Raw genomic sequence first — 13,584 nt, forward strand, 5'->3', positions numbered from 1 at the left:
CCTGATTGTTTTGCTCACTATCAGGTGTTCGCCATACGATACCATCGACCCCATAGAGATTGAGTCCACACCAATGAGGATGCTCTGCTCTTTCATGCCAGGTCTTGGCACTTCGCTTAAACACATCTCGAACAACGTCGGAGCCCAGCCGCTTGCGCGCTTGCGTGACAGCGCTGCGCGCAACGTAATCCACCTCTTGAGGTAAGACGATATCAAGCTTATTGATGAGAGAGCGGACGGATTCGCCTCTGAACAGAGCCATACCAATCACCGCCCAAATCATGGCATCCATAGGTAACTTACGTCGCCTTAAACTGGCAACACCATGTGAATCAAGGCACGACTGAATTAAATCGGGCTCAAGTACATCGGCCAGACAGGTGAATTCGGTAAGACGGTTGATATGAGTACGCGCCAAAGCTTCTGAAAGTTGCATAAAAAAATCCGATGACATGGGTCATCGGATTTTGATCCTTTCAGTGAGATCGTCAAGCGATCTGTCTTAACTGATCGGCATTACGCCAAGCGCTGGTTTTTTATTGCCGGTAACCTTGGAGTTACCAGTTTAAAGCCAGAGGCTCGCCCTTCTTCCTTGGGCAGGCATGGCTGAAAAGTGTTGGATCCGCATAGCAAAGAAAACGGTTATTGGCGAAAAGCCTGAACAACCAATCCCCCTCTTCGGCAAACTGCGCCGGTGGGGTCAAATTCCCTACGTGCTTGGGCTCCAAACCAGCAAACTGCATCAGTTTGTCGGCGTCCTGTTCACTGATCAACTGTGGATCCGCCGGTAATTTACCGCTGCCGGCAGAAAAACCATTGTGGACAAAGTACTGCTTCATCTTTATCTCCATTCCCTGTCGTTGGTGCATTCTGAGTGACTTAGTTGTATATCACTCCCGTATCCGTTCAAGAGCCTTACCGGCTCCGGTGCTTAGCGGTGAAAATCACCTGAGCGCTCCGGTTGATAGATAATCTCTTCAATCCGCACTTTCACTGTGCCGCCACCCGGGCCCGGCCATTCAATTTCATCACCCTGGGCCAAGCCCAACAAGGCGCCGCCAACCGGAGCCAGAATTGAAATTTTACCGGCACTGCCATCGGCATCTTTTGGATAAACCAGACGCAAGGTGAACTCTTCATTGGAGGAAGACATACGAAAACGAACTTCAGAGTTCATGGTCACCACATTGTCCGGCATCTCCTTGGATGGCCTGATTTCCGCTCTCTCCAGCTCAGCCTCAAGCGCTTGATGGCCAGGAAAGGCATTGGCCGGCAATGAATCCAGTAAACGCTCCAGGCGCTCCAGATCCACTTCAGAAATTACGATATTAGGTTGTGTACTCACAGCAATCCTCTACTTTTCAGAAAAGCCGCCTGAGCGGCCCCACATCGGGTCATCCCTTCCCCCATTGAGGGTTGACACCAATACCCAATCGCTGAAAATCGCCTGACAGGCGTTTCAGACTCATTCAGCTTGAATCAACTATCTCGAGGTCTTTCGCCCCCGAATTGCACTTCAGCGCCGCATCGGGCGAACCAATACGGCGCTGAAGTCTGTGTTAACACTGCATCAAACCCTCTGGGTTTATCCGGATACCCGCGTCAGTGGCTGCTCTGGCGCAACCCATTACCCGGCTCCTGATAACAACAAACCCACAACCCAGAGAAAGATGATTGATAACAATTTGAATTTTTTAATTTTTTAGCGCATTAATGCACCAAGACTCCCCGAAGGGATAGCCTAGCCCCAATCTAACCTTTTCCCAATCAAATATCCAGCCGGGGGCATCTGAGCTTCATCACAGCAGCCAATAAAAAAGGCGCCTTGCGGCGCCTTTTGTGAGCTTAACGACTGTGCTTACCAGCCGGTCTTCTCACGCAGCGCGCTGCCGATTTCGGCCAGCGAGCGTACGGTAGTCACGCCCGCGGCTTCCAGAGCAGCGAACTTGTCGGCGGCTGTCCCCTTACCGCCGGCAATGATGGCGCCCGCATGGCCCATACGCTTACCTGCTGGTGCAGTCACACCGGCAATGTAAGAGACCACAGGCTTGGTGACGTTGGCCTTGATGTAAGCCGCCGCTTCTTCTTCGGCGGTACCGCCGATTTCACCTATCATCACTATGGCCTCGGTCTGAGGATCGTTCTGGAACATTTCCAGTACGTCGATGAAGTTGGTACCAGGGATTGGGTCACCACCAATGCCCACACAGGTAGACTGGCCGAAACCTTCGTCAGTAGTCTGCTTAACGGCTTCGTAAGTCAGAGTGCCGCTGCGGGAAACGATACCCACTTTACCTGGCTTGTGGATGTGACCTGGCATGATGCCTATTTTACATTCGCCGGGGGTGATAACACCCGGGCAGTTAGGGCCAATCATGCGCACGCCGGTTTCTTCCAGCTTCACTTTTACCTGCAGCATATCCAGAGTTGGGATACCTTCGGTGATACAAACGATCAGCTCGATACCGCCATCGATGGCTTCCAGGATAGCGTCTTTACAGAAAGGCGCAGGTACATAGATAACAGATGCAGTGGCGCCGGTGGCGGCAACAGCGTCTTTCACAGTGTTGAATACTGGCAAGCCCAAGTGAGTGGTGCCGCCTTTACCTGGAGACACACCGCCGACCATCTGAGTACCATAGGCAATCGCCTGCTCAGAATGGAAAGTACCCTGACCGCCGGTGAAACCCTGGCAGATAACCTTGGTATCTTTGTTGATTAAAACAGACATTATTTGCCCTCCGCAGCTTTAACTACTTGCTGAGCAGCGTCGGTCAGACTTGTCGCAGCAATGATATCCAAACCTGATTCGGCCAGAACTTTAGAGCCCAGCTCGGCGTTGGTACCTTCCAGACGCACAACCACAGGCACTTTCACACCGACTTCTTTCACTGCACCGATAATACCTTCGGCGATCATGTCACAACGCACGATACCACCGAAGATATTCACCAGAACGGCCTTCACATTGCTGTCAGACAGAATGATCTTGAAGGCTTCGGCAACACGTTCTTTGGTCGCGCCACCACCTACGTCGAGGAAGTTGGCTGGCTTGCCACCGTGCAGGTTAACAATATCCATGGTACCCATGGCCAGACCGGCACCGTTTACCATGCAACCTACGTTACCGTCCAGAGCCACATAGTTCAGTTCGAACTTGGCAGCGTGGGCTTCACGTGGGTCATCCTGTGAAGGATCGTGCATGTCTTTGATCTTTGGCTGACGGAACAGAGCGTTACCATCTACGCCAATCTTACCGTCCAGACAGTGCAGGTTGCCTTCGGTGGTGATCACCAGAGGGTTGATCTCCAGCAGGGCAAAGTCATGCTCCAGGAACATGGTCGCCAGACCCATAAAGATCTTGGTGAACTGCTTGATTTGAGTTGGGTTCAGACCCAGCTTGAAGCCAAGGTCGCGCGCCTGGTAAGGCTGAGGACCTGTGATAGGGTCGATAATGGCTTTGTGGATCAGCTCAGGGGTCTCTTCGGCCACCTTTTCAATTTCCACACCACCTTCGGTAGAAGCCATAAACACGACGCGGCGAGTGCCACGGTCGACAACGGCACCCAGATAGAGTTCGTTGGCGATATCAGTGCAGCTTTCAACCAGGATCTTGGCAACCGGCTGACCTTTTTCATCAGTCTGATAAGTTACCAGATTCTTGCCCAGCCAATGTTCGGCAAAGGCTCTGATCTCTTCTTTGTCGCCAGTAACTTTAACGCCACCTGCCTTACCGCGGCCGCCAGCGTGCACCTGGCACTTGACTACCCACATGTTTCCGCCAATGCGACCGGCTGCTTCAACAGCTTCCTGAGCTGTGTCACAAGCATAGCCTTCTGACACTGGTAAACCATATTCGGCAAATAGGGCTTTTGCCTGATACTCATGCAAATTCATGATGATCTATCCGTATACTACGTTTTAAATCCAACCGGCCCCGAGGGGCCAGTCACGAGGTTATTGTCTGGCGGCGCTTACAAGTCCAGCAGCAGACGAGTTGGGTCTTCCAGCAGATCCTTAATGGTTACCAGGAAGCCAACTGACTCACGACCATCAATGATGCGATGGTCATATGAGAGAGCAAGGTACATCATGGGCAGGATTTCCACCTGACCATTGACTGCCATTGGGCGGTCCTTGATGGCATGCATGCCAAGGATTGCACTTTGTGGCAGGTTAAGAATAGGCGTCGACATCAAGGAGCCAAACACTCCGCCGTTGGTCACAGTGAAGTTACCACCTGTCATATCTTCCACTGTCAGCTTGCCGTCACGGCCCTTGATAGCCAGTTCGCGAACCGCTTTTTCAATATCGGCCAGGCTCATGGTATCTGTGTCGCGCAGCACAGGCGTTACCAGGCCGCGAGGCGTGGAAACGGCGATGCTGACATCAAAGTAGTTGTGGTACAGGATGTCGCTGCCATCGATAGAAGCGTTGACTTCTGGATAACGCTTCAGCGCTTCGGTTACGGCTTTCACATAGAAAGACATAAAGCCAAGACGGATGCCGTGTTTCTTCTCAAAGACTTCCTGATACTTCTTGCGGATGTCCATGATAGGCTTCATGTTGACCTCGTTGAAGGTGGTCAGCATGGCGGTGGAGTTCTTGGCTTCCAGCAGACGAGTGGCGATAGTCTTGCGAAGACGCGTCATAGGTACGCGCTTCTCGCTGCGATCGCCCGCCAGGGTCACAGGTGCTGTGGCAGCAGCTGCAGCTGGCTTGGCAGAGCTGGACTTAACGAAGGCTTCCACATCTTCTTTGGTGATACGGCCACCTACACCTGTGCCCTTGATTTTAGCGGCATCCAGGTTGTGTTCGGCTATCAGGCGACGTACTGATGGGCTCAGGGCATCGTTGCCTTCTGCCGCGGCTTCTTCAGCCTTTGGCGCAGCGGCTTCAGCCTGCTCTTTGCTCACTTCCTGGCCGGCAACCGCGCCGGCGACGAAGTTGGCGATAACCTGCTCTGCCAGGACGGTATCTCCTTCCTGGAACAGCAGTTCGCTGATCTGGCCATCTTCGGGTGCTACAACTTCCAACACCACTTTATCTGTTTCAATATCAACCAGGTTCTGATCACGGGAAACCGGCTCACCAGGCTTAACGTGCCAAGTGGCGATAGTCGCGTCGGCAACAGATTCGGGCAGTACAGGTACCTTGATTTCGATACTCATGGAAAGCTTTCCTTTTTGTATAAATTTCTATTACTTCAGTTTTAATGCGCTAGTGATCAGTGATTCCTGCTGATGCGTATGCAACTCAGGGTAGCCACAGGCCGGCGCTGCAGAGGCGTCACGGCCAGCGTAGCTGAGCTGGGCACCTTTGGGAATGGCTGCCCAGAAGTGATGCTGGCTGCAATACCAGGCACCTTGGTTCTGAGGCTCTTCCTGACACCAAACAAAGTCGGTCACATGCTGATAGTCTTTCAGTGCTGTTGCCATCTCTTCGTGTGGGAAGGGATACAACTGCTCGACCCGCACCAAAGCGACGTTATCGATATTCTCTTTGCGGCGACGTTCCAGCAGCTCGTAGTAAACCTTACCGCTACAGAACACCACGCGATCGACCTTGGCGGCATCCAATGTATCGATTTCACCGATAACGTTCTGGAATTGACCATTGGCCAGCTGATCCATGGAAGACACTGCCAGCGGATGACGCAGCAGCGACTTGGGAGACATTACCACCAGCGGACGACGCATTGGACGCACCACCTGACGACGCAGCATGTGGTAAACCTGAGCCGGAGTCGAAGGCACACACACCTGCATATTGTGGTTGGCACACAGCTGCAGGAAGCGCTCCAGACGAGCACTGGAGTGCTCCGGACCCTGACCTTCATAGCCGTGAGGCAGTAACATGGTCAAACCGCACAGACGGCCCCACTTCTGCTCACCGGATGACAGGAACTGGTCAATAACCACCTGGGCACAGTTGGCAAAGTCACCGAACTGGGCTTCCCAGATAGTCAGGCCGCCTGGCTCAGCAGTGGCATAACCGTACTCGAACGCCAGCACTGAGGCTTCAGACAACACTGAGTCAGTGATGTCGATAGGGCCCTGCTCTTCGGCCACATGGCGCAGCGGCAGGTAAGTAGTGGCATCGTTCTGGTTGTGCAGCACGGCGTGGCGATGGAAGAAGGTACCACGACCCGAGTCCTGACCGGTGATCCTAACTCTTTGCTTGTCTTCGAGGATGCTGGCATAGGCCAGAGTCTCGGCAAAGCCCCAGTCCATCAGCTTCTCGCCTTTGGCCATAGCAACGCGGTCGTTGTATATCTTGGCCACGCGGGAGTGCAGCTTATGGCTCTCCGGCACATAGCTTATCTTGTCGGCCAGATTCTGCAGACGTTCGCGGGTCATACCGGATTCAAAAGACTCATCCCACTCGCGGTTGAGATAAGGAGTCCAGTCCACAGTGTGCAGCGTCATTGGACGCCACTCTTTGACCACACAATCCCCTTGATCCAGCGCGTCACGATAGCTGTTGATCATGGCGGTGACATCGTCGGCCGCAATGCTGTTTTCGGCAATCAACTTGTCGGCGTAGATCTTACGTGGCGTTGGGTGCTTCTTGATCTTGGCGTACATCAGTGGCTGAGTCGCGCTTGGCTCATCGGCCTCGTTGTGACCATGGCGGCGGTAGCACACCAGGTCGATAACGACGTCACGCTTAAAGGTGTTGCGATAATCCACCGCCAGCTGAGATACGAAAGCCACAGCTTCTGGATCGTCAGAGTTGACGTGGAAAATCGGCGCCTGCACCATCTTGGCGATATCGGTACAGTATTCGGTTGAGCGCACATCCTGGTGGTTGGAGGTGGTAAAGCCCACCTGGTTGTTCACCACGATGCGGATAGAGCCGCCGACTTTAAAGCCACGGGTCTGAGACATATTGAATGTCTCCTGCACTATGCCCTGTCCGGCAATGGCCGAGTCACCATGGATGGTGATAGGCATTACCTGCAGGCCATCTTCGCTGCCGCGACGATCCAGTCTGGCGCGTACCGAACCCATCACTACCGGGTTAACGATTTCCAGGTGTGAAGGGTTAAACGCCAAAGCCAGGTGGACATTGCCACCGGGCGTTTCAAAATCGGAAGAGAAGCCCTGATGGTACTTAACGTCCCCTGAACCCAGCGTCTCATGATGCTTGCCGGCAAACTCGTCAAAGAGTTCGGCAGGACGCTTGCCCAGAATGTTAACCAGAACGTTAAGACGGCCACGGTGAGCCATACCCACGACTATCTCTTTGGTACCCGCTTCACCGGCGCGATAGATAATTTCGCGCATCATAGGCACCAGCGAGTCGCCCCCTTCTAGGGAGAAGCGCTTGGCTCCGGGGAACTTGGCACCCAAATATTTTTCCATGCCTTCGGCGGCATTCAGTCCTTCAAGGATCCGGGTCTTGACGGCCTTATCATAGCTGCCCTTACCCAGTGAAGGTTCGAGACGTTGCTGGATCCAACGTTTCTCCTCGGTGTCGGTGATATGCATATATTCGGCGCCGATAGAGCCGCAGTAAGTTGCCTTGAGCGCCTTCACCAGCTCACCCAGTTTCAGGGTATCACCGCCATAAGCAAAAGAACCTGTGTTGAACTCCCGCTCCATATCCTCGCCGCTCAGGCCGTGGAAAGCCGGATCCAATTCAGCAACTGTGTCGCGCTTCCACAGCTCCAGTGGGTCCAGATTGGCATTCTGGTGGCCACGGAAACGGTAGGCGTTGATCAATTGCAGAACTTTAACCTGTTTGGCGTCCACATCAGGATCGGACACACGGCTGGTACCTTTGCTGCGGCCTTCCTGTGCAAGAGAACGAAAATAGTCACGGATCTTGGAGTGAGAAGCTTCGGGTACATCAGCAGAGGCACCGTTCACGGGAGGGAGTTGCTCAAACACCGCACGCCAGTCATCAGATACCGAGGTGGGGTCTTCTTGGTAGGCTTCATACATCTCTTCAACGTAGGTCGAGTTCGCCCCACTCAAGTGAGATGATTCGAGCCAGGCTTTCATGCTGCCTTGGTGCATTTCTTATCCTTTCAAACTTGATACACGTGCTTAGCCATATTTTCCCTGCCTTGGCAGGGTCTCAGCCGCCCCTGGGACATCCGGATGTTACGGCCTTTTGTAGTCCTTTACACACAAAAGAGCCACTTCCTGCCCAGAGAAAGTGACTCCCTACGAGCCTATGTAGTTATTGGATTAAGCTCGTCGTCTTGCATTTATACAGCCCGCTTCAGCAACATAGACTTTATGTGTCCGATGGCCTTGGTTGGGTTCAAGCCTTTCGGACAAACATCCACGCAGTTCATGATGCCGTGGCAACGGAAGACGCTGTATGCATCATCCAGCTCGCTCAGACGCTCTTCGGTCGCAGTATCACGGCTGTCTATCAGGAAGCGATAGGCATGCAGCAGACCACTGGGGCCAACAAATTTGTCCGGGTTCCACCAGAATGATGGGCAAGCCGTAGAACAACAGGCACACATGATACATTCATACAGGCCATCCAGGTGAGCACGCTCCTCCGGTGATTGCAGATGTTCACGGGCCGGCTTCTTCTCATCATTGATGAGGTACGGCTTGATCTTCTCGTATTGCTTGTAAAACTGACTCAGGTCAACCACCAGGTCACGCACCACAGGCATACCGGGCAGAGGACGGATTTCAATCTTCTTGCCTTTGAAGGTAGACACAGGCGTGATACAGGCCAGACCGTTTTTGCCATTCATGTTCATGCCGTCGGAGCCACAAACCCCTTCACGACAAGAGCGGCGGAAAGACAGGCTTGGATCCTGCTCTTTAAGCTTGAGCAAGGCATCCAGCACCATCATATCTGAACCTTCAGCCACTTCCAGGCTGTAATCCTGCATGTAGGGCTTGGTATCTACATCAGGATTGTAGCGATAAACTGCAATATCCAATTTCATCTTCGCAACTCCTTAGTAGGTACGCTTCTTAGGCGGGAAGGCTTCACGTGTCTTGGGCGCCATGTTCACTTCACGGGTGGACATGGTTTCGTTGACAGGGTCAAACAGGCTGTGGCACAGCCAGTTGGCGTCATCACGCTCAGGGAAGTCTTCACGGCTGTGAGCACCACGGCTCTCGGTACGGAAGTTGGCTGCGTAAGCAGAAGCGATTGCTGTCGCCATCAGGTTATCCAATTCCAGACACTCGATACGCTGAGTGTTGAACTCTTTGGAATTGTCAGACAGCTTGGCATTGGCCAGACGCTCACGAATTTTCTGCAATTCTTTCAGGCCTTCGGCCATAGCATCACCGCTACGGAATACCGAGAAGTTCAGCTGCATGCACATCTGCAGATCTTTACGGATAACCGCTGGGTCTTCACCGTCTTTATTGCTTTCCCAACGATTCAGGCGCTCGAGAGACTTCTGTATGTCGGCTTCGGTCGCAGCCTTGGGATCTGCCGTTTCATCCAGCGCTTTACCCAGATGCTGACCGGCCGCACGACCGAACACCACCAAGTCGAGCAGTGAGTTACCACCCAGACGGTTGGCACCGTGAACCGATACGCAGGCGATTTCGCCCACGGCGAACAGGCCCGTGATATCTTCTTCAGTACCATCGGCGTTCTTATGGATCACCTGACCGGATACCTTGGTTGGCAGACCACCCATCATATAGTGACAGGTCGGGATAACCGGAATTGGGCCATCGGCGGGATCTATGTGAGCAAAGGTACGGGACAGTTCGCATACGCCAGGCAGACGCGCTTCCAGGGTTTCTTTGCCCAGATGGTCCAGTTTCAGCTTCAGGTGTGGGCCCATAGGACCTTCACAACCGCGGCCTTCACGAATTTCTGTCATCATGGAGCGGGCAACCACGTCGCGGGATGCCAGGTCTTTGGCGTTGGGCGCATAGCGCTCCATGAAGCGTTCGCCGTCCTTATTGAGCAGATAACCGCCCTCACCACGACAACCTTCAGTCACCAGAACACCTGCACCGGCAATCCCGGTTGGGTGGAACTGCCACATTTCCATGTCCTGCAGCTGAACCCCGGCACGGGCAGCCATACCAACGCCATCACCTGTGTTGATGTGAGCATTGGTGGTAGAGGCAAAGATACGACCGGCACCGCCGGTAGCCAATACAGTGGCCTTGGCTTTGAAGTAAACGATTTCACCGGTTTCAATTTCGATTGCAGTACAACCTACGATGGCACCGTCTTCGTTTTTAACCAGATCCAGGGCATACCACTCGGAAAATACCTGAGTCTTGTTCTTAACGTTCTGCTGGTACAAGCAGTGCAGCAGAGCGTGGCCGGTACGGTCAGCTGCAGCCGCGGTACGGGCCGCCTGCTCACCACCGAAATTCTTGGATTGACCGCCGAAAGGACGCTGATAAATAGTGCCGTTTTCAAAGCGTGAGAATGGTAGACCCATCTGCTCCAGCTCGATAACCGCTTCGGGGCCGGTCTGACACATGTACTCGATGGCATCCTGGTCGCCGATGAAGTCGGAACCTTTTACCGTGTCGTACATGTGGTGTTCCCAGTTGTCCTCGTGGGCATTACCCAGAGCAACAGTGATCCCGCCCTGAGCCGAAACCGTGTGAGAACGTGTAGGAAAAACCTTGGACAGGAGCGCACAGCTCTTGCCTTCTTGGGAAATCTGCAGTGCTGCGCGCATGCCGGCACCACCGGCACCAATCACGACAGCGTCAAACTCGCGTACTGGAATAGCCACTTAAACACCCCACACTATTACTATGCCTGACGCCAGATAAGCAAAGGCGGTCACGACAAAGACAAACTGTAAAACCCCACGCAGTGCTACGTTTTTGACGTAGTCTGTCAGTACCTGCCAGATACCGATCCAGGCGTGGATCAGCAGCGCAATCAGCGCCAACAGAGTAAAGACCTTCATCGGCAGTGAAGCAAACAGCCCATGCCAGACGTCGTAGGTGAGAGGTGAACTGCAAGCTGCGAATCCGACCAGGAATATAGTGTAAACGGCCAGAATAACGGCGCTTGCGCGTAATAGGATGAAGTCATGAACACCACTGCGTCCAAAACTCGCTGCATTGGTTACCATACCCAGATCCCCGCTAATACAGAAAACACTGCGGTCAGGACAAATACTGCCTTGGCCGATGCTTTACCCGAAGGTAACTCTTCCCAACGACCGGTATCCATTACCAGGTGACGCAAGCCGCCCAGCAAGTGGTAAGCCAGTGCGGTCAGAATGCCCCACAGGATAAACTTCACCACGAAGTTGTCTAACAGAGATTGTACGCCTTGGAAACTCTCGGCCGATGCCAGTGAGGCATTCAGCAACCACAGGAGTATACCAACAGCGAACAGCATGATGACACCGGAAACCCGGTGCAGAATGGACACAATTGCAGTCGCCGGGAAGCGAATGGTCTGCAGATCTAAATGGACAGGTCTTTGCTTTTTCACGTTCTGCTCACTCAGCTCCATTGAGCATTTTTTTTGTTATGTGAACCGATTTTGCTCTTACACAGTTCCGTGACTGAAGTCACAGAGAAGGGTTTCACAAAAGAAAGTTGAAACAAAAAGCTAACTTGTTGACAACACACAAAATTAGTTAATTAGTGATATGCTAACCAAGCCCGCCGTTTGCAGCTCTTGCGAGCCGGAGCAAGTATACTCGCCGTAAATGTCAAATACAAACATCACATTATCCAAATTTTGTTTTTTTGAGCTTTTTTCAGGATAAGTGCTGGTGTTATCAGGGAAATTGGTCTTACCTATACCATGGTCTAACGAATTTAAACGCTTATTTAAATTGAAATGTGATCTAGATTGGCTGTAAAGTAATGGCCGTTTGACATGCCGCACTCACATAAGAATGAAGTAAGGAGAACGGGGTATGGCTGATTTAAAAGCCAAATTGGAATTACCAGGGAACGACTCGATTGAACTGCCAGTGAAACAAGGAACTGCTGGTTTCGACGTAATCGACATCAGTAAACTCGGCAGTAAAGGCTACTTTACCTTTGATCCAGGATTTCTCGCGACGGCCTCCTGTGAATCTGCAATTACCTATATCGATGGCGCACAGGGCGTATTGTTGCACCGTGGCTATCCGATAGATCAACTGGCGACAGAATCCGACTATCTGGATCTCTGTTACCTGCTGTTGTACGGCGAGCTGCCAACCAAGGCAGAATATGAGAAGTTTGCCTACACAGTTAAAACTCACACTATGGTGCATGAGCAGTTGGCCTTCTTCTTCAGAGGCTTCCGTCGTGACGCTCACCCAATGGCCATGCTTTGTGGCGTAACAGGCGCCCTGTCTTCTTTCTATCAGGACTCTCTGGATGTCAACGATGCCCGTCATCGTGAAATTGCAGCCTTCCGCCTGGTTTCCAAGATGCCGACCATTGCCGCCATGTGCTACAAGTACTCCATAGGTCAGCCGTTCGTGTACCCACGCAACGATCTGAGCTATGCCGGTAACTTCCTGTCGATGATGTTCGCGGTACCTTGTGAAGAGTACAAGGTGAACCCGATTGTTGAACGTGCCATGGATCGCATCTTTATCCTGCACGCCGACCATGAACAGAACGCTTCAACCTCTACCGTGCGTCTGGCGGGCTCTTCGGGTGCCAACCCATTTGCCTGTATCGCTGCCGGTATCGCTTCGCTGTGGGGACCTGCCCATGGTGGTGCCAACGAAGCTTGTCTGCGTATGCTGGAAGAAATCGGCACTGTGGATCGCATCCCTGAGTTTATCGAACGTGCCAAGGACAAGGATGATCCTTTCCGTCTGATGGGCTTCGGTCACAGGGTTTACAAGAACTTTGACCCACGCGCCAAAGTGATGCGTGAAACCTGTCACGAAGTGCTGGCTGAACTCAAGGTTAACGACCCTCTGCTGGATGTCGCCATGGAACTTGAGCGTATCGCGCTGGAAGATGAATACTTCATCTCCAAGAAGCTCTATCCAAACGTCGACTTCTACTCAGGTATCATCATGAAGGCGATTGGTATTCCAACCTCCATGTTTACCGTTATCTTTGCCCTGGCCCGCACCGTTGGCTGGATTGCTCACTGGAAAGAGATGCTGGATCAGCCTGGTCACAAGATCAGCCGTCCACGTCAGCTCTACACAGGTGCCACATCCCGCGACTTCGTGGAACTGGACAAACGCTGAGCCTGACAACGCTAAGTCTAACTCATTGAAAAAAGGCGCCTTGGGCGCCTTTTTTGTGTTCAAGCATGTCGCGTGATCAAGGGGAAACCAGCCAGGCTTCACTTTCGATAACCGGCTGCTAACTTTGTTCTGCAAATTGGCCCTCGCCTAACCCACTATCTCTTAAGCTCACTTGCTGTTGTCTCACCTCTCAAAAGCCGGTTCACCCGCTAAAGCCGCATCCTGCACAACTCTTCATGTCACTAACTCCTACCGCCACTAACTCTTAATGCCGCCAACCCTAATGTCACCAACCCTTAGTGCCCACTTCATGTTATCAAGCCTCAATAGCGCCGCCTTTAGCGAATGAGTGAGCCCCTCGCTTGCCGTGAACTGTATTACACCATCAGCTCAGCGCAGTGCGGTCACTTCCCTGGTCTCAGCTCAGCCGCTTGCGCAGACGC

The 13,584-nt window shown here is 52.8% G+C and carries 12 protein-coding genes; 1 reads left to right on the forward strand and 11 read right to left on the reverse strand.

Annotation, left to right across the window (positions count from 1 at the left end; translation table 11 throughout):
- The 11 genes from ACMHXI_RS02460 to sdhC form a co-directional block, all read right to left on the reverse strand.
- Positions 1-454, reverse strand: a 454-nt coding sequence (locus ACMHXI_RS02460; protein WP_413733910.1) for a transposase domain-containing protein, incomplete at its 3' end; no start/stop codon positions are given.
- A 103-nt stretch (positions 455-557) separates the two neighbouring features.
- On the reverse strand, positions 558-839 hold the full coding sequence (locus ACMHXI_RS02465; RefSeq protein WP_025890086.1) for a hypothetical protein: 282 nt from the start codon (positions 837-839) through the stop codon (positions 558-560).
- 92 nt (positions 840-931) lie between these two features.
- Complete coding sequence (rnk, locus tag ACMHXI_RS02470; RefSeq protein ID WP_025011010.1) at positions 932-1,345, reverse strand: nucleoside diphosphate kinase regulator; 414 nt, start codon at positions 1,343-1,345, stop codon at positions 932-934.
- A 513-nt stretch (positions 1,346-1,858) separates the two neighbouring features.
- Positions 1,859-2,731, reverse strand: a complete 873-nt coding sequence (gene sucD / locus ACMHXI_RS02475) for a succinate--CoA ligase subunit alpha (RefSeq protein ID WP_025011011.1) — start codon at positions 2,729-2,731, stop codon at positions 1,859-1,861.
- A complete protein-coding gene (gene sucC, locus ACMHXI_RS02480; RefSeq protein WP_025888715.1) occupies positions 2,731-3,897 on the reverse strand; it encodes an ADP-forming succinate--CoA ligase subunit beta in 1,167 nt (388 codons plus the stop codon). The genes sucD and sucC overlap by 1 nt, the downstream gene beginning before the upstream one ends.
- 77 nt (positions 3,898-3,974) lie before the next feature.
- Positions 3,975-5,171 carry a 2-oxoglutarate dehydrogenase complex dihydrolipoyllysine-residue succinyltransferase gene (gene odhB, locus ACMHXI_RS02485; RefSeq protein WP_028780473.1) on the reverse strand — a complete coding sequence of 399 codons (1,197 nt, stop codon included), beginning with the start codon at positions 5,169-5,171 and terminating at the stop codon, positions 3,975-3,977.
- 30 nt (positions 5,172-5,201) lie between these two features.
- Positions 5,202-8,024: a 2-oxoglutarate dehydrogenase E1 component gene (sucA, locus tag ACMHXI_RS02490; protein ID WP_413733919.1), complete on the reverse strand. Its 2,823-nt coding sequence runs from the start codon at positions 8,022-8,024 to the stop codon at positions 5,202-5,204.
- A 194-nt stretch (positions 8,025-8,218) separates the two neighbouring features.
- Positions 8,219-8,926, reverse strand: coding sequence for a succinate dehydrogenase iron-sulfur subunit (locus tag ACMHXI_RS02495; protein ID WP_025011014.1), 708 nt, complete (start codon positions 8,924-8,926; stop codon positions 8,219-8,221).
- Positions 8,927-8,938: 12 nt separating this feature from the next.
- On the reverse strand, positions 8,939-10,705 hold the full coding sequence (sdhA, locus tag ACMHXI_RS02500; RefSeq protein ID WP_025011015.1) for a succinate dehydrogenase flavoprotein subunit: 1,767 nt from the start codon (positions 10,703-10,705) through the stop codon (positions 8,939-8,941).
- Positions 10,706-11,053, reverse strand: a complete 348-nt coding sequence (gene sdhD / locus ACMHXI_RS02505) for a succinate dehydrogenase, hydrophobic membrane anchor protein (RefSeq protein ID WP_025011016.1) — start codon at positions 11,051-11,053, stop codon at positions 10,706-10,708.
- The gene (sdhC, locus tag ACMHXI_RS02510; RefSeq protein ID WP_025011017.1) at positions 11,047-11,442 is read right to left on the reverse strand and encodes a succinate dehydrogenase cytochrome b556 subunit; all 396 of its coding nucleotides are present in this window, start codon (positions 11,440-11,442) and stop codon (positions 11,047-11,049) included. Before sdhC ends, sdhD begins: the two co-directional genes overlap by 7 nt.
- A 412-nt stretch (positions 11,443-11,854) precedes the next feature.
- Between sdhC and ACMHXI_RS02515 the strand changes: the two genes are divergently transcribed.
- The gene (locus ACMHXI_RS02515; protein ID WP_025011018.1) at positions 11,855-13,141 is read left to right on the forward strand and encodes a citrate synthase; all 1,287 of its coding nucleotides are present in this window, start codon (positions 11,855-11,857) and stop codon (positions 13,139-13,141) included.
- The last annotated feature ends 443 nt before the right edge of the window (positions 13,142-13,584 follow it).

The sequence above is a fragment of the Shewanella sp. BJSY2023SW005 genome (assembly GCF_047314585.1).
Classification (GTDB): domain Bacteria; phylum Pseudomonadota; class Gammaproteobacteria; order Enterobacterales; family Shewanellaceae; genus Shewanella; species Shewanella algae.